This is a genomic window from Streptomyces sp. EDA2-14 (assembly GCF_054963755.1).
This window is the reverse complement of the sequence record NZ_JBUEGE010000013.1, coordinates 170084-186770: the sequence shown is the minus strand read 5'-3', so window position 1 is coordinate 186770 and position 16687 is coordinate 170084. Positions and strand designations below refer to the sequence as shown.

At 70.1% G+C, this 16687-nt stretch carries 18 protein-coding genes; 7 read left to right on the top strand and 11 right to left on the bottom strand.

Annotation, left to right across the window (positions count from 1 at the left end):
- Nucleotides 1-92: 92 nt before the first annotated feature.
- From ACY34M_RS27685 to ACY34M_RS27655, 7 genes are all read left to right on the top strand, one after another.
- Complete coding sequence (locus ACY34M_RS27685) at nucleotides 93-2375, top strand: (Fe-S)-binding protein (protein ID WP_462722446.1); 2283 nt, start codon at nucleotides 93-95, stop codon at nucleotides 2373-2375.
- A gap of 177 nt (nucleotides 2376-2552) precedes the next feature.
- A complete protein-coding gene (locus ACY34M_RS27680; protein WP_462722445.1) occupies nucleotides 2553-4115 on the top strand; it encodes an FG-GAP repeat protein in 1563 nt (520 codons plus the stop codon).
- Nucleotides 4116-4241: 126 nt separating this feature from the next.
- Entirely contained in the window at nucleotides 4242-5477 is a 1236-nt protein-coding gene (locus tag ACY34M_RS27675) for an FG-GAP repeat domain-containing protein (RefSeq protein ID WP_462722444.1), read from the top strand.
- Between the two features lie 158 nt (nucleotides 5478-5635).
- Nucleotides 5636-7102 (top strand): FG-GAP-like repeat-containing protein, encoded by a 1467-nt coding sequence (locus tag ACY34M_RS27670; RefSeq protein WP_462722443.1) that lies wholly within the window; start codon nucleotides 5636-5638, stop codon nucleotides 7100-7102.
- 41 nt (nucleotides 7103-7143) lie between these two features.
- A complete protein-coding gene (locus ACY34M_RS27665; RefSeq protein WP_462722442.1) occupies nucleotides 7144-8073 on the top strand; it encodes a Yip1 family protein in 930 nt (309 codons plus the stop codon).
- A 150-nt stretch (nucleotides 8074-8223) separates the two neighbouring features.
- Nucleotides 8224-9561 carry a DUF1254 domain-containing protein gene (locus tag ACY34M_RS27660; protein ID WP_462722441.1) on the top strand — a complete coding sequence of 446 codons (1338 nt, stop codon included), beginning with the start codon at nucleotides 8224-8226 and terminating at the stop codon, nucleotides 9559-9561.
- A gap of 262 nt (nucleotides 9562-9823) precedes the next feature.
- Nucleotides 9824-11257, top strand: coding sequence for a recombinase family protein (locus ACY34M_RS27655; RefSeq protein WP_462722440.1), 1434 nt, complete (start codon nucleotides 9824-9826; stop codon nucleotides 11255-11257).
- Between the two features lie 138 nt (nucleotides 11258-11395).
- Here ACY34M_RS27655 and repSA read toward each other — a convergent pair whose 3' ends face one another.
- The 11 genes from repSA to ACY34M_RS27600 form a co-directional block, all read right to left on the bottom strand.
- A complete protein-coding gene (gene repSA / locus ACY34M_RS27650; protein ID WP_462722439.1) occupies nucleotides 11396-12787 on the bottom strand; it encodes a replication initiator protein RepSA in 1392 nt (463 codons plus the stop codon).
- A 1-nt stretch (nucleotide 12788) separates the two neighbouring features.
- Nucleotides 12789-12983, bottom strand: a complete 195-nt coding sequence (locus tag ACY34M_RS27645) for a hypothetical protein (protein WP_462722438.1) — start codon at nucleotides 12981-12983, stop codon at nucleotides 12789-12791.
- Nucleotides 12983-13168 carry a hypothetical protein gene (locus tag ACY34M_RS27640; RefSeq protein WP_462722437.1) on the bottom strand — a complete coding sequence of 62 codons (186 nt, stop codon included), beginning with the start codon at nucleotides 13166-13168 and terminating at the stop codon, nucleotides 12983-12985. The genes ACY34M_RS27645 and ACY34M_RS27640 overlap by 1 nt, the downstream gene beginning before the upstream one ends.
- A 92-nt stretch (nucleotides 13169-13260) precedes the next feature.
- The gene (locus tag ACY34M_RS27635; RefSeq protein ID WP_462722436.1) at nucleotides 13261-13443 is read right to left on the bottom strand and encodes a hypothetical protein; all 183 of its coding nucleotides are present in this window, start codon (nucleotides 13441-13443) and stop codon (nucleotides 13261-13263) included.
- Nucleotides 13444-13445: 2 nt separating this feature from the next.
- Nucleotides 13446-13742 (bottom strand): SpdD-like protein, encoded by a 297-nt coding sequence (locus ACY34M_RS27630; protein ID WP_462722435.1) that lies wholly within the window; start codon nucleotides 13740-13742, stop codon nucleotides 13446-13448.
- A gap of 25 nt (nucleotides 13743-13767) precedes the next feature.
- Entirely contained in the window at nucleotides 13768-13923 is a 156-nt protein-coding gene (locus ACY34M_RS27625) for a hypothetical protein (protein WP_462722434.1), read from the bottom strand.
- A gap of 10 nt (nucleotides 13924-13933) precedes the next feature.
- On the bottom strand, nucleotides 13934-14122 hold the full coding sequence (locus ACY34M_RS27620) for a mobile element transfer protein (protein ID WP_462722433.1): 189 nt from the start codon (nucleotides 14120-14122) through the stop codon (nucleotides 13934-13936).
- Between the two features lie 21 nt (nucleotides 14123-14143).
- Complete coding sequence (locus tag ACY34M_RS27615; protein ID WP_462722432.1) at nucleotides 14144-14824, bottom strand: DUF2637 domain-containing protein; 681 nt, start codon at nucleotides 14822-14824, stop codon at nucleotides 14144-14146.
- Between the two features lie 71 nt (nucleotides 14825-14895).
- On the bottom strand, nucleotides 14896-15066 hold the full coding sequence (locus tag ACY34M_RS27610; protein ID WP_462722431.1) for a hypothetical protein: 171 nt from the start codon (nucleotides 15064-15066) through the stop codon (nucleotides 14896-14898).
- Nucleotides 15067-15071: 5 nt separating this feature from the next.
- The gene (locus ACY34M_RS27605) at nucleotides 15072-15254 is read right to left on the bottom strand and encodes a hypothetical protein (RefSeq protein ID WP_462722430.1); all 183 of its coding nucleotides are present in this window, start codon (nucleotides 15252-15254) and stop codon (nucleotides 15072-15074) included.
- A 91-nt stretch (nucleotides 15255-15345) separates the two neighbouring features.
- On the bottom strand, nucleotides 15346-16686 hold the full coding sequence (locus tag ACY34M_RS27600) for an FtsK/SpoIIIE domain-containing protein (protein WP_462722429.1): 1341 nt from the start codon (nucleotides 16684-16686) through the stop codon (nucleotides 15346-15348).
- Nucleotide 16687 lies beyond the last annotated feature (1 nt).

Below are 16687 nucleotides of genomic sequence, written 5' to 3'. Positions count from 1 at the left end.
AACCCGGCGACTACATTGCGAACGGGTAAGTGGGTAGTCTCAGACGGACAACCTAAGTTACCGCTTAGTAATCAGTACCCAGGAGCCCCCAAATGCAACTCGCCGCGATCATCGTGTCGCTGGCCCTGATCGTGGTCGGCGTGGCTCTGTTCGTCCGAGCCATCGCGCAGATCTACCGCTACGTGCGGCTCGGCCAGAACGTCCCCGCCGGGACGCGTACCGACGAACCCGTACAGCGCACCGTCACCGTGGCCAAGGAGTTCCTCGGCCACACGCGCATGAACAAGTGGGGCATCGTCGGCTTCGCGCACTGGTTCGTCGCCGTCGGCTTCTTCTCGCTGCTGCTCACGATCGTGAACGCCATCGGCCAGCTGTTCCAGGCCGACTGGCTGCTCCCGATCATCGGCGAGTGGGCGCCGTACAACATCTTCGTCGAGTTCATCGGCACCATGACGGTCATCGGCATCGCGATCCTCATCGCGATCCGCCAGCTGTCGAAGCCGAACAAGGCGGGCCGCAAGTCCCGCTTCGCGGGCTCGAACTTCGGCCAGGCGTACTTCGTCGAGGCCGTCATCCTGATCGTCGGCGTCTGCATCTTCATGCTGCACGCGCTCGAGGGCGCCCAGCACCACGTGGACTCCTACGAGGCCTCCTTCTTCGTCTCGTACCCGGTGGTCAACTGGCTGGAGGGGATGGACGTCTCCACCCTCCAGAACCTCACCTACTTCTTCGCCGGTCTGAAGATCGCGACCTCGTTCATCTGGATGATCACGGTCGCCCTGAAGACCGACATGGGTGTCGCCTGGCACCGCTTCCTGGCCTTCCCGAACATCTGGTTCAAGCGTCAGGCCGACGGCGACGTCGCGCTCGGCGCGCTGCAGCCGATGACCTCCAAGGGCGAGCCGATCGACTTCGAGGACCCGGGCGAGGACGACGTCTACGGCGTCTCCCAGGTCGAGCACTTCTCCTGGAAGGGCCTGCTCGACTTCTCCACCTGCACCGAGTGCGGCCGCTGCCAGTCGCAGTGCCCCGCGTGGAACACCGGCAAGCCGCTCTCCCCGAAGCTGCTCATCATGTCGCTGCGCGACCACGCGCACGCCAAGGCCCCCTACCTGCTCGCCGGTGGCGGCAAGGACATGGAGGGCAACGAGCAGGCCACCGAGGAGCAGCTCAAGGACGTGCCCGCCGCCGCCCTCGCGGAGGCCGAGCGCCCGCTGATCGGGACGGCCGAGGAGAACGGCGTCATCGACCCGGACGTCCTGTGGTCCTGCACCACCTGCGGCGCCTGCGTCGAGCAGTGCCCGGTCGACATCGAGCACATCGACCACATCGTCGACATGCGCCGCTACCAGGTGATGATCGAGTCCGCGTTCCCGTCCGAGGCGGGCACGATGCTCAAGAACCTGGAGAAGAAGGGCAACCCCTGGGGCCTGGCGAAGAAGCAGCGCCTGGAGTGGCTCAAGGAACTCGACTTCGAGGTGCCGGTCGTCGGCAAGGACATCGAGGACCTCACCGAGGTCGAGTACCTGTACTGGGTCGGCTGCGCCGGCGCCCTGGAGGACCGCGCCAAGAAGACCACCAAGGCCTTCGCCGAGCTCCTCAACATCGCGGGCGTCAAGTTCGCGATCATGGGCGGCGACGAGAAGTGCACCGGTGACTCCGCCCGCCGCCTCGGCAACGAGCCGCTGTTCCAGCAGCTCGGCCAGGAGAACGTCATGTCCCTGAACATGGCGTTCGGCGAGGAGTACGACGACGACGGCAAGGTCACCGACGAGTCGAAGAAGCCGAAGACGGCCAAGAAGATCGTCGCGACCTGCCCGCACTGCCTCAACACGATCGGCAACGAGTACCCGCAGATCGGTGGCGACTACGAGGTCATCCACCACACGCAGCTGCTCCAGCACCTCGTCGACGAGGGCAAGCTGACGCCGGTCACCCCGGTCGAGGGCATCATCACCTACCACGACCCGTGCTACCTGGGCCGCCACAACAAGATCTACACGCCGCCGCGCGAGATCATCGCCAGCGTCCCCGGAGTCCGCAACGAGGAGATGCACCGCCACAAGGAGCGCGGCTTCTGCTGCGGCGCCGGTGGCGCGCGGATGTGGATGGAGGAGCGGATCGGCAAGCGCATCAACAACGAGCGTGTCGACGAGGCCCTCTCCCTCAACCCGGACATCGTCTCCACCGCCTGCCCGTTCTGCCTCGTCATGCTGACCGACTCGGTCAACGGCAAGAAGAACGACGGCAAGGCCAAGGAGTCCGTCACGGTCGTCGACGTGGCCCAGCTCCTGCTCGACTCCGTGAAGACGCCGGTCGACCCGGCGGGCGAGGCGGAGTCCGAGGACGCGCCGGAGCCCGAACCGGTGAAGTAACGTCCCACGCAAGCGACTTGAGGGCATCCCGTGTCACACGGGGTGCCCTCTTTTCGTGCGCCGCCCCGTACAACCCTTGCGTCGGATCCCGTGTCAAACCGTGCACCGGACAAGGAACGGGCCCTTTCCGGTCATCCCCCCGCGCTGCCCGGTCTTCCTTCAGCCAAGGAGCCGCACGTGCGCAAGAACCGTACGGCCGCCCTCGCCGCGGCCTCGTTCCTTCTTCTCACCGGTACGTTCATCGCCGCCGCCCCGTCCGCGTACGCGGGCACACCGGGCAGCACCCGCGCGGACGACCGCAACACCGACTTCAACGGCGACGGCTACGACGACGTGCTCGTCGGCGCCCCCGGAGCCGCCGTCGGCGGACACGCCGGGGCCGGGATCGTCACCGTGCAGTACGGCGGCGCGAGCGGGATGGGGACCTCCCGCTCCGCCGTCCTCAGCCAGAACACGGCCGGGGTGCCCGGCGCCGCCGAGGCGGGCGACGCGTTCGGGCAGGCCGTCGCCACCGGGGACCTCGACGGCGACGGCTACGACGACGCGATCGTCGGCGCCCCCGGCGAGGACCTCGGCACGGTCACCGACTCGGGCGGCGGCGTCGTCCTGTGGGGCACGCCCAAGGGCCTGACCGGCAGCGTCAGTACGGGACTCGAGGCCGACGAGCCCGCGAAGGGCGGCAAGTTCGGCTCCGCGCTCGCCGCCGCCCGGTTCACCGACGGCGGCGACGGCGACCTGCTCGCCGTCCTCGACACGGTCGGCCTCGCGATCTTCCGCTACGAGGCCGCACCCACGGCCAGATCCACCGGCGGCGCGGCGGCGAAGCACCTGGTCCGCGACTCCCGGACCGACTTCGCGCCCAAGGCGCCGAAGGCCGCGGCCCCCAAGGGCAAGGCGCCGAGCGCCACCGCACGGGCCGCCACCCTGGCCGCGCCGACCGGGAACCAGCCCAAGTCCCTGACCACCGGCGACTACGACGCCAACGGCTTCGCCGACCTCGTGGTCTCCGGCGTCTCGGTCGGCGACCAGCCCGGCCACGGCTGGTCGTACGTCATCCCCGGCACGGCCGCCGACGCCGAACCGCTGCCGACGCTCACGCTGCGCGGCGGCCCGGTCGCCGCCTCCGGAGACGTCAACGGCGACGGCAAGGACGACATCGTCACCGGCGAACCGAACAGCCCCGACGACGGCGGCGAGTGGACGACCGGCGGCATGGTCGGCGTCCACTACGGCTCGGCCACCGGCCCCACCGGCGAACCGCAGTGGTGGACGCAGGACTCCGACGACGTGCCCGGCACCGCCGAGAAGGGCGACGGCTGGGGCGCCGACCTGTCCGTCGGCGACACCAACCGCGACGGGTACGCCGACGTCGCGATCGGCGCGCCGGGCGAGGACATCGGGACCGTCGCCGACGCGGGTTCGGTGACGGTGATGCGCGGGACCTCCCTCGGCCTGCGGACCACCGATGTGCGGGCCTTCAACCAGAACTCGGCGGACGTGCCCGGCGCGGCCGAGAAGGGCGACAAGTTCGGCGGCCAGGTCTCCTTCACCGACCCGAACGACGACGGCCGCTTCGGCCTCCTCGCGGCGGCGCCCGGCGAGAACGCCAACGACGGTGTGGTGTGGGTGTTCTCGGCCGGATCCGGGGGCATCACGGCGTCCGGCTCGTGGACGTACGGGGCGGGCTCACTGTCCGCACCGTCCCTGGCCGCCCGCTTCGGCGCGGCGATCGACGACTGACCGACGGCTAGGCGCCCCGCCCCCGCCACGTGACGAACGCGGCACCCCGTACCCCTTATCGACCGTACGGGGTGCCCGGCATCATGAGGCAGTTGTCAACTCACGGGACGGGCGGGGGCGTTGTCGATGTCGATACGGGGTCACAGACGGAGCGGCGGTGCGCTGTGCGCCGTGCTGCTCGCCGCCGCGCTCACGGGGTGCGGCGGCGACGAGGGGCCCGGCGACGCGCACCGCCCCGTGGCCGTGGCGGACAAGCAGCAGCACAGCGCGCCGCTGCCGATCCCGCGCGGCAAGGGCAGCAAGGTCCCGAGCGACTTCAACGGCGACGGCGCCCCCGACCTCGTCCTCGACGACCTCGCGCACGACGGGCTCGGCGACGACCCCGGCATCGGCGTCGTCTACGGCCGCAAGGACCACGGACTGAACCCGGGGACACGGCAGTTGCTGACCCCGGCCAAGAACGCGGCGCGGACCAAGGGGCGGGCACCGGCGACGTTCGCCTCGGAAGCGTCCTGCGACCTCGACCGGGATGGCTTCGCCGACCTGATCGTGTCGACGGACCCGCCGTACGACGGGCAGGGCATGCCGCCCGTCCCGCTCCAGATCCTCTTCGGCTCGCCCACCGGGCTGACCGGCAAGGGCGTCACGCTGAAGATCCCGGCGCGGGCCCGGTTCGGCAACGACTGGCCGGACCAGCCGGTGTGCGGCGACTTCGACGGCGACGGCAGAAACGATGTGGCGGTGCACGCGAGCGGGAACCGGCTCAGCGTCCTGCCCGGCCCGTTCACCCGCTCCGGCGCCCCGCGCGGCACCGCCCGCTCCGTGCCGGCCTTCGGGAACGTGCCGACCGGCCCCGCCGCCGACCTGAACGGCGACGGCGCCGACGACGTCCTGGTCCGCGCCCACGCGGGCACCGCACGCTCGACGCTCCTCCTCGGCGGCCGGACCGGCTTCACCAAGGGCACCGCGTACCCGGCGGGCAAGGACACGGCGCTCGGCCGCTTCGGCGTCGCCGTCCTCACCACCGACGGCCTCAGGATCTACGGGCGCGGGGGCACGGCCGCCCGCACGCTGCGGGTCACCGGCGACCGGCTCGACGCGGGCGACTTCACCGGCGACGGCAAGGCCGGACTCGCGGTGTCCGACGCCTCGGACCGGGTGCGCCTAGTCCTCGTCCGGTCCGGGAAACCGCGCACGGCCCCCGCCAAGGGACACGTCGTGGCGGTCGCCGACTACGACAGCGACGGCCGGGACGACCTCGCCCTCCAGCACACCACGGACAGCGGCACGGACACGGTGACGATCCTCTCCGGCACCGGAAAAGCCCGGTCGGCCTTCTCCACACGGGACTTCACCGGCTGACGAAACAAGTTTCACGTACAACCATTCGGCCCCACCAACGGTCTCCTGTGAGCCGACCGCGGACCTGCGTCCGGGACAACTCCCGGCGAACACCCCGCGAACGGCACACCGTCGACGGAACGCCCGCCAGGCGTCCCCTTCCCGCAGGAGCCAACCGAATGGCCAAGCACAGACGCACGCCCGCCCCGTCCCCGACCCGCCTCCGCCTCACCCTGGCCACCGCCACGGCGGCCGCGCTGACCGGCGGCCTCTTCGTCGCCACGGCGGGATCCGCGACCGCGGCCACCCCCGGGGTCGCCGCGTCCGACGCGGACTTCAACGGGGACGGAAAGGCGGACGTCGCCGTGTCCGCGCCCGTCGCGTACGTCAACGGGAAGAGCGGGGCCGGACAGGTCAGCGTCCTGTACGGCGGCGGCAGACACACCACCATCAGCCAGAACTCGACCGGTGTGCCCGGCACGGCCGAGGCCGGCGACGCCTTCGGCGCCGCCACCGCCTACGGCGACTTCAACAGCGACGGCTACGACGATCTGGTCGTCGGCGCCCCGGGCGAGGACGTCGGCACCGACAAGGACGGCGGCACCGCGGCCATCCTGTGGGGCTCCGCGAACGGCCTGTCCGGCGGCAAGACGCTCACCGACCCGCGCCCCACGAAGCACGACGCCTTCGGCGCCCGCCTCGCGGCCGGTGACTTCTACGGCATCGGCACGGACGACATCGCCGTCGCCACGCCCAACGCGGCCACCATCGACGTGATCGGGATGGGCGGCGACCAGAGCTGGAAGACCGTGACCGCACCCGTGCAGAGCGGCTCCGGCGGCATCGGCATCAAGAATCTGCACTCCGGCGACATCAACGGCGACGGCCGCGACGACCTGCTCGTCAACGGGTTCGAGAACGACTCCGAGATCGGCTACAACGCCAACTACTACCTCCCCGGCAGCGCGTCGGGCCTCAAGGCGTCCGGGGCCGTGAAGCTGCCCGCCGGAATCATCACCGACGTCGGCGACGTCGACGGGGACCAGCGCGGCGACATCGTCTTCGGCCTCCACTGGGACGACGACATCGCCCACGCCCAGCTCGGCGGCGCGGTCCTGATCGCGCACGGCACGGCCTCGGGCCCGGACGTCTCCGGCATCCAGACCATCGACCAGGACACCGCGGGCGTCCCCGGATCCGGGGAGAAGGGCGACGCCTTCGGTGCGGAGCTCGACCTCGGCGACATCAACGGCGACGGCCACCTCGACCTCGTCGTCGGCGCCCAGGGCGAGAACCTGGACGGCGTCACCGACGCCGGCTCCGTCACCGTCCTGTACGGCGCGGCGGACGGCTCCGGGATCACCGGCGCGGGCGCGAAGTTCTACAGCCAGAACACCCCTGGTGTCCCCAACTCCAATGAGAAGGAGGACTACTTCGGCTCCGACGTCCACGTCGACGACCTGGACGACGACGGCCGCGGCGACGTCGTCGTGGGCGCCGCAGGCGAGAACGGCGGCAACGGCGCCGTCTACGCCCTGACGTCCCGCACCGACGACACGCTCTCGTCCTCCGCCGGGATCTACACGTCCACGCTCGGCATCTCCTCGAGCGGGACCCCGCTGCTCGGCATCAACTTCGCCGACTGACCCCCTTGGCCGACTGACCCCCTTAAGGGTCCCCGTAAGGGATGTCACAGCTCAGCCGCAATGCCGGGCCCGGAGCCCCTGGCCCGGCATTGCGTTCATGGAAACCAGGTACGTTCGACTACGTGGCTGGATTCAGGAACGGACGCGGCCGGGACAACCGCGAAGCGCCCCAGGGACACCCTCCGTACGGGCCCCCTCAGCAGCAGCAACACGGATACGGGCAGCAACAGCGGCAGCAGTGGCCGCAGGCGAACGGCGGGCACGGCGAGCCGGAGTACTTCGGCGACCCGAACGCGCCGCGCGCCCACGACCCGTACGCCGCGAACAACCCCGGTCACACCCAGGCGTTCTCGGTGAACGACGACCCGTACGCGTACGGCCAGGGCTCCACCTACCAGGCGGGCGCGCCGGGCCCGGCCGGGCCGGTCGGCCCCCGCCTGCACTGGAAGCCGCTGCTGTCCGGAGTCGTGCTGCGCCCCTCGGCGACGTATCTCCAGATGCGTGACTACGCGATGTGGGGCCCGGCCCTGATCGTCACGTTCCTCTACGGACTCCTGGCGATCTTCGGCTTCGACGGCGCCCGCGAGGACGTCATCAACGCCACGATGTCCTCCGCGATCCCCTACGTCCTGACCACCGGCATCGCGATCACGATCAGCTTCTTCGTGCTCGGCGTCGTCACCCACACCCTGGCCCGCCAGCTCGGCGGCGACGGCGCCTGGCAGCCCACGGTCGGCCTGTCCATGCTGATCGCCTCGCTCACCGACACCCCGCGCCTGGTCTTCGGCATGTTCTTCGGCGGCGACGCGATGTTCGTCCAGGTCATCGGCTGGGCGACCTGGATCGCGGCGGGCGCGCTGCTGACCACGATGGTCTCCAAGTCGCACGACCTGCCCTGGCCGAAGGCGCTGGCTGCCTCGGCGATCCAGCTGATCGCACTGCTCTCGATCATCAAGCTGGGCACGTTCTAGCCCTCTCCGGCACACGAAATGAGGGGCCCCACGGGGCCCCTCATTTCGTCTGTCGTGGCACGCGAGGCGGTGCCGGGCTGTCCCGATGGCGGGAGCGGGCGCCTTGAGTGAAGCTTGCCGTCCGGGCTGGTCACTGGAGGGTGATGCGGGATGTCGGATCTTGAGGAGCTGGCGACGGAGGCGTTCGTCTACGGCTTTCCGATGGTGTTCAACCTGGAAGAGGTGGACCGCTTCACCCGTGCGGGCATGGGCTCGCTCCCCGCGGCCCCCTTCAACCGGTTCAGCCACGCCACCGGCCTGGCCGGACCGAAGGACACCTTCGTCAGCGTCAACAACGACACCGTCTACTCCATCGCCCAGATCGACCTGAGCGGCGGGCCGCTCGTGCTGAGCGTGCCCGACACCGGCGGGCGGTACTACGTGTTCCAGTGCGTCGATGCGTGGACCGACAACTTCGCCTATGTCGGCCGGCGCGCCACCGGAACCGCCGCCGGAACCTACGTCCTGACCGGTCCGGGTTGGCGCGGTGACGTACCCGCAGGCACCACGCGGATTCGGGTACCGACCGCCGTGGCCTCCCTCGTGGGCCGCTGGGCCTGCGAGGGCCGGGACGACCTCGCCGCCGTCCGCGACCTCCAGCAGGCCACCACCCTGGAACCCCTCGACACCGGCACCGGCACGCCACCACTCGCCGGACTGCCCGCACCGCACCACGACGTCGGCGGCGCCGCGCTGCGGTTCTTCGAGAAGCTGCGCACCTGGATGCGGGCCTTCCCGCCGTCCGCCACCGACCAGAGCTACCAGCAGCGGTTCGCCCCGCTCGGCCTCCTCGACGACGACAGCCCCTACGCCGCTCCCCCGCCCGAGCTGGAGCAGGCGCTGACGGCCGGGTATCTCAAGGGCAAGGAACGGGTGGAGTACGCCACCACGCACGGGAGCAGCCCCGAGCAGAACGGGTGGAAGCTCACCTACGACGCCTTCAACTACAACCTCGACTTCTTCGAGACCGGCACCCTCGACACCCCCCAGTGGGTCATCCCGGACCGAGCCACCGCCCGGACCGTCCGCGCCGCGTCCGCCCGCGCCGGACTCTGGGGCAACCACGCCTACGAGGCCGCCTACGCCATGACCTGGAACGACGGCGACGGCAACCCTCTCGACGGGACCCGGTCCTACGCCCTGAGATTCGAGACGACCCCGCCCGTGGACGCCTTCTGGTCGATCACCATGTACGACCTGCCCGACTACTACCTGGTCGACAACCCCATCGACCGCTACTCCATCGGCGACCGCACCCCCGGACTGCACTACGACCAGGACGGCTCCCTGACCCTCCACCTCCAGCCGGAACGCCCCGCCGATCCGGCCGCCGCCGCCAACTGGCTCCCCACCCCGCCCGGCCGCTTCCGCCCGGTCCTGCGCATGTACCAGCCACGCCCAACCGTCTTCGACGGCACCTACACCCTCTCCCCGATCATCAGGAAGTAGCCCCGCTGCTGTACGAGGTGTGCACCGGAGCAAGCATGCTCAGACGTCTGCCCGGCACCACCTGCCGCAGTCGGCCGGGCAGCCCGGACACGAAATGAGGGGCCCCGCGGGGCCCCTCATTTCATTGCTCCGCGCGCCGCTCAGGCGTCGAGCACCTGTCCGTCCCGCTGCACGACCGGCGGTTCAACGCTCCAGGCTGACTTGACTCCATGACGGTAGTAGCCTTGCTGTGCTTTGGACCACAGGGGGAGGCACGGTCATCGTGGCGCGCAAGGTGGGGATCTACACCCGAATCTCTCGGGACGACGAGGGCGACTCGATGGGCGTCGCCCGGCAGCGACAAGACTGTGAGCGCCTTGCCGATCTCCGTTCCTGGCAGGCCGTGAAGGTCTACGAGGACAACGACGTATCAGCGTTCAAGCGCAACGTCGTGCGCGACGAGTTCGAGCTGATGCTGAAGGATCTCCGCGCCGGACTCATCCAAGGCATCGTCGCGTACGACCTGGACCGCTTGGCCCGACAGCCGCGCGACCTTGAACGGCTGATCGAGATCTACGACGAGCGGCCGAAGGCCGAGTTCGCCACGGTCACCAACGACGTGAACCTGGCGACGCCTGACGGACGGACGATGGCCCGCATCATGGTCGCGTTCGCCAACAAGTCGTCCCATGACGCGTCCCGCCGGATCAAGCGCAAGCACCTGGAGTTGGCCCAGCAGGGCAGGGACAGCGGAGGCCCGGCGCCGTACGGATGGCGCAAGGACGACCGCACGAAGGTCGACCCCAAGGCCGCGCAAGCGATCCGGGAAGCTCAGCAGGAGATCTTGGCCGGAGTCCGCATCGGCACGATCCGTACGCGGTGGCAGGAACAAGGACTGGGCAACCCGCGCGCCGGCACGAAGCGCATGGCCCACCACCACGTCGAGCACATCCTGACCAACCCCCGACTGGTCGGCTACCGGACCTACCACGGCGAGATCCTGAACGGGGACGACGGAGAGCCCATCAAGGGCGAGTGGGAGCCGATCAACACCTTGGCCGAGTGGGAGGCGGTGTGCGCGGCGATCACTGAGCGGAAGCAGCAGCGGCCGGGGCAGATGCTCGCCCGGAAGTACCTGCTCTCGGGTATCGCACGGTGCGGGCTCTGCAAGACCAAGATCCGAGGTCAGGTGAACCCGCGCTGGAAGCCTGATTCGAAGGCCGCTACGTTCTCGTATCAGTGCTCGGTGGTCAACGGCGGGTGCGGGAAGGTAGGCCGCGTAGGCGATCCCGTGGACAAGCTGATCGCGGAACTCGTACTCGCAGAGCAGCGCGACAAGGCCTCAACACAGAGCGTTCCAGCCGAACAACAGTGGCCCAGGGAAAACGAGTTGGACGCAGTGCTGGCCGATATCGGCCAGCTCCTGGAGGCCGAGAAGTCCAAACAGATCACCGTGTCCACGCTGCTTCAGCTTCTCCCCGCCAAGGAGAAGGAGCGCGACGAGCTGAAGTTGGAGCGAGCCCGCTTCTACAAGGACCAGAAGCAGGCGGAGGCACGAGAGGCAGCAGGAGACCTGTCGGTGGCCGAGTTCTTTGATCTCCCCATCGAGCGACAGCGAGAGATCGTGTTGCAGAGCCTGTCAGCCGTGATCATCCATCCGGCAGGGCGGGGACGACGCATCTTTGATCCCGCCCTGATCGATCCCATCTGGCGGTAGCCCTACGGCCGGCCGTGCAGCAAGCGCACACGGCGAACCCACTCCTCATCCCGAGCAGGCGAACGCCGAAGATGCTTCTGTAGCCACTCTTCGCGGGACATGACCTTGGGGCGTTCGGTCTCACACCGCTTCTTCGTCTCAGTGCTCCGTGCCATCTGAGTCACCCCCTGCTGTCTCCTCTCGTGCGAGTTCGCGGTTCTGCTCGATGTCGCGGCGGACGTTGGCCGCGATCCAGGACTCACCGGGGGTGTGGCCGTGGCCGGCATACGTCCAGTGGGCGAGCGTCAGCGTGGTCGCCTCGTCGATCTCGTCGGGATCGGGCAGGCCGAGTGCGGCGCGGTGTTGGGCGGCGCGGTAGTCGGCGCGGACCTGGCGCAGGGCGCCGAGAGTCGTCGAGTAGCGGCGGGACTTGGTGGAGAAGTGGCCACGGAAGCCGAGCATGTGAGCCCAATCGCGCAGCTTGCGATCCGGGTAGGCGTCGTGCAGGTCCAGGCACGCTTCGATGAGGCGGCGCGGATGGTCGGGCACGTCGAGCAGGACCAGGGCTTCCTTGTTGCCGATGCGGCGGTCCACGGTGCCCGTCGTCTCGGCGGCCTTCGTCGCGTACTTGGCCACGTAGGAGGCGACCGCCTGCTCTGTGATCTCGGAGCCGTCGCCGAAGGCCTTAATGGTCTGCACGTCGAGGCGGTCGCCCCAGCACAGGACACGGGCCGGGTGGTCGCCGGAGGCGTCCAGGTCGACGCGGACGCGAGCAGCCGCGCTACGGATCGCGTCGGTGAGCAGGGCGACGGTGGCCCAGTGCGGAGGCGGATCGTCGGGCCCGCTCGGTCCGTCGAAGCGGATCACGGCGTGGAAGTGGATGGCGCCGCGCTTTTGGTACTCGGCGACCTTGCCGAAGGAGAGCCGGGACTGTTCCTTGGCCGCCTTCTGGGTGAGCCCGGCGCGGGCGGCGATCTCGCGGCGCAGGTAGATCGTGAAGTAGCGCCACAGCTCGGAGGCGTGGTTGTTCCACAGCACCGCGCCCGCGTAGTCGTAGCTGTCGGGGTCGAGCGGGGTGCCCAACTCGGGTGCGTCCTCGGGGTGTCGGGTGCCGCAGCGGCAGGGCCGGGTGCCGGGCCGGTTGTGGACCGGACCGAAGCTCGGCGCGGTCAGCGTGGCGAAGACACGGGGGTGTTTGCGGACCGTGGGCGGGGTGCCCTTGGCCGGGTCGCCGACGAGTCCGGCGCGGATCAGGTGGTAGGTGTCGCCCGCGTACGTCCAGGCGCACGAGGGGCAGCGGGAGGCGCGGCGGTTGCCGCAGGCGATCCGGAGCTTGCCGCCGGGCTCGGTGTCGGTCGAGTACGAGTACAGGGCCTGGCCGGTGGCGCGGTCGCGGGTGACGGTCGAGCCCTGGAGGTGGATGGGGTCGGAGCAGCCGCCGGTGCGGCGGATCTGGTCCTGGATGCGGTCGAAGCCGGGGGACCCGGCCACCCTCAGCACGTCGGCGAGGGTGGCCGGGTCCAGGCCCGCCATGGTGGCGGCGTCGGTCATGTCAGCGTCCCGCCCGGTTGTGCGCGGACCCGTGGTTGGCGGCGTAGCCATCAACGAGGGCTTTCACCTGTGCGTCGCCCTTGGCGGTGGCCGAGGCGCCGCAATGGCAGACCGCAGAAGCGGTGGCCGGAGTGGAAGGAGAAGGCTTGCTGACGTGCAGGCCCGGTCGCTCGGGGGTCGGTGTCAGGTCGGCCATCACGCCACCGCGATCCGGGCGACGCGCGGCAGGCGAGCGGTGCCGGTGCCGTCACAGGTCGTGCAGTGAGCCGTGATGGTGCGCAGGTGGCCGTGGCGGTCGCGGCCGCCCAGGGTGACCTTGGCGGAGGCGAAGCCGTCGCAGTCTCGGCAGGCGCGTGCGCGGGCAGGGGTGGGCTGGGTCATGATGGTTCTTCCCTTTCGGGTCCGTGGGATCTGGAGGGGTGGAGCCGTCCGGGGCGGCGGAAGTTTGGCGACCGAGGCCGCCCCGGAGGGCGTTACTTGATGCGACCGGCGCGCGTACGCGTGGCGTTGAAGACGCGCTTGTCCCTCTTCGTCGCGGTGCCGTCCTGGATACGTCCGGCGATCTCGTGCAGGATCCGGCCGCCCTCGTTCTTGGCCTCGTAGATCTGCCGTTCCTGCACGTCGGGGTCTACCTCGGGACGCTTGAAGATGCGCATGGTCAGTGCTTCCTTTCCTGGTTGAGGATCGAGCGAATGACGAGTGCGACGATCGCGAGCGATCCAGCAGTGATCGCGACCGCGAGGAGCATGGAGACGAGCACGGTTCCGACCACGAGGACCGCAGCCGTACCGCCACCGACGAGAAGCGCCAGCGAGCCGGGAGTGAGCTGCACCGTGGGCCGGGTCGAGGCGACCGGGGCGAGCGCCGGGGGCGACTGGTGCTCGACTGCATTCCCGACGAGCGGGGTGATCTGGCCGGTCGGCTGGTCGTTGACCGGGACTTTCGGCGTGAGCACGATCTGAACCTCCTTTCAGGGTTGATCAGTTGATGAGGGAGCCAACAGCCGGTCCGAGGAAGCTGTGGGCGACGAGGTAACCGCCGAGCAGGAGCAGAACCACGAGCCAGATCGGCGGACGGATGAGCTTGATGCCGAGGTAGCCGACGACGATCACGGCGAGCCAGAGCGGGACATCCACGAGATCTCTCCTAGACCGAGCAGCGGTGGGTGCGGGCGGCGAGTTCAGCGGCGGAGCGGTCGTTGTACTCCGTGGAGAAGTCGCAGCGGGGCGCCGTGCAGGCGGCGGCGTGGCGGTCCCTCCCGCGTCCGTCGTGGAAGCTGGCGACCTTCACCGGGCCGAACTGACGGACATCGCGGAAGCGCCGATAGGCGGTCATGAGGGTGGTGCTCCTTCCTGGTCAGGTGAGCTGGAGCTGTGCGGCGATGGAGTCGACGACCGGGGCCGGGAGCCCGAGTTGGGCGCGCAGGCTCGCGGCCGGGATCGGGCTGCCGGTGGTCTGGTGGTGCTTGTCGGCGAGCTTGCGGGCGTGGTCCAAAAGCGCCGGCGGAACGCTCACCGGGTCGGACTTGGGCTCCGGGGCCGGTTCGACGGCCGGGAGTTCGGCGGGCTCGACCGGCTCCGGGCGCACGTCGAGTTCGGGCGCGGGGTCGGGACGGTGCACGTCGACCGTGGCGGGTTCCTCGGTCGGCTCCGGGGCGGGCACTTCGGCCGGCCCCGGGGTGTGGACGAGGAGCGTGCCGCCGAGGAAGGCGAGTGCGGGCCATCCGGCGACGACGATGCGCAGCCAGGCCGGAACGTGAGCCAGGTCGAGGAGACCGGCGGTCGCGATGTTGGCGCCGAGCGAGGCGAACAGCGCGATCACGAACCAGGCCCACGCGGCACGGTCCCCGCGGGCGGTGCGCAGTCGGCGCCAGGCCGCGACGAGGAGCAGGTCGACGCTGATCGGGTAGGCCCAGGCCTTCCAGCCGGACTGTCCGGCGGCTTCGGCCAGGTCGTGCAGGTGGGAGAAGGACAGGGCTCCGGCGATCACGGCTTGGATGAGCACGGCGTCCAGACGGATCGAGCGGTTCACCGTCATCACCTCCTAGCGGGTTGGGCCCGAGCGGGGCGGGGAACAGATCTCCGGCCGCCCGGCTCCGGCAGTTCGGATCAGTCGGCGGCTTCGCCGCTGCCCCAGCAGGTCAGGCAGAGAGCCGCCTGCCGGTCGTCGGTCTCACGGCGCTTGCGGGCGGAGCCGACACGGACGGTTTCGGCGACCTCGCCCTGTCCCTTGCAGTCCGGGCACTTCGCGGGCGGCGCCTTCTTCTTCCTCGTGGCCATGGCGGTCAGCCGCCGTGGCGGGGATAGCCGTGACCGGCGGGCGGCGCGAGGGTGTAGCCCAGCGCGCTCCAGACGACCTCGGCGAAGTAGCGGTCGTGGCCCTGGCGGTGCCGGTAGGCGAACAGCGCGCGGCGCAGGTCGCGGGTGCGCTCGGAGTCGTCGCGGTGGGTCTCGGGGTTGTGGTTCACGGGTCGTACTCCCTTCCAGCGGGCGGAATCGGGCATGGGCGGGGTAGGGACCTGGCGCGAGGCGGTCACGCCGACCGGAGTTGCGGCAGCGTCAGGGGATCGCGGGGGCCGTGGTCGGCATGGGCGGGATCGTCGACGCGGGAACCGGCGCGGGTGCCGGGCGGAACGGATCGAGGGCCGGAAGGTCCGGGATCAGGTGGGCGAACTCGCGGCAGACCGCCACGGTTTCGTCCACGGAGGTCAGCGGGGTACGGATGCGGCCCCAGCCACCGGAGGAGTCCGCAGCCACGGCCTGTCCGGGCCGGTCGGCGGGGATCGTGCACGCCACCGGGACAGATTCCGGGGCCACGTCGTTCAGCCCCATCTCGGCGGTCTGCTTGTCGTTGACCCGATGGACCACGCGGCCGGTGAGCTGAGCGCGGAGCATGGTCGCGCCCTTGCCCAGCTCGGAGCCGAAGCGCTGCCCGCAGATCTCCAGGTAGATGCCGACTGCGCGGGAGAGCTGGGCCAGCCGGATCAGGCCAGTCACGATCCGCTCCCGACGCTCCTCATCCTTCTTCGAGGAGATCAGGAACAGTTCGGCGATCTCGTCGACCAGGGTCACGATGGGTGCCGGGTGCAGATCCTCGGGCAGGTCCCACAGGTCCGAGACGCCGTGCTTGGCCAGCAGGTCGAAACGGTCCTCCATCTCCGCCACCAGCACATCGATCAACGAGGCCGCATCGTCCGGGTTGGTCGCCAGCGCCGACAGGCGAGGCGCATACCGGGACTGCTCGACACCGCGCTTGCAGTCGATCCCCACCAGCGCGACCGGCAGTTGGGCCAGCCCCTTGATCAGGTTGCGCTGATACATGGACTTGCCGGACTGGTTCGCACCCAGGGTGAGCGCGTGCGGGATCTCGCGATAGTTCCGCTCGAAGGCCGCGCCGTCGTCCCGCAGGGCGACCGGGACCACCAGGCCGTGAGGCGCGGACTTCTTCGGCATCTGCACCCTCTTGAGCAGGTCGAAGCCGGTCATCCGCAGCTCGACATAGCCGGGCTTCGTCGAGATCACGTGGACGGCGTGGACGCCCCAGGCGTGCCGCAGCCGCTCCGAGGCGGCCGCGATGTCGGCGGGCTCCAGACCGGCCGGGAGGCGGAGCAGCACCCGCAGGCCGGTCGAGGTGCCCCGCAGGCGACGGATCTTCGGCGCCACCGGCTGAACCTCACCACGGGCGATCCGGCGGGACATGAACGCCCGCAGACCGGACGGCTGCACCGTCAGCCCGCACACGTCCATCGTGTTCTTGTACGAGAACGAGAACCGGCCCCAGGCCATCGGCAGGCCCACCATCGCCCAGTACGCGCGAGGCGCCCGGACCTTGGCGTAGCCGACGCCACCGGCACCCGCGAGGGCGCCCGTCGCCTCAAGCAACATGGTCAGGTCGGCCATG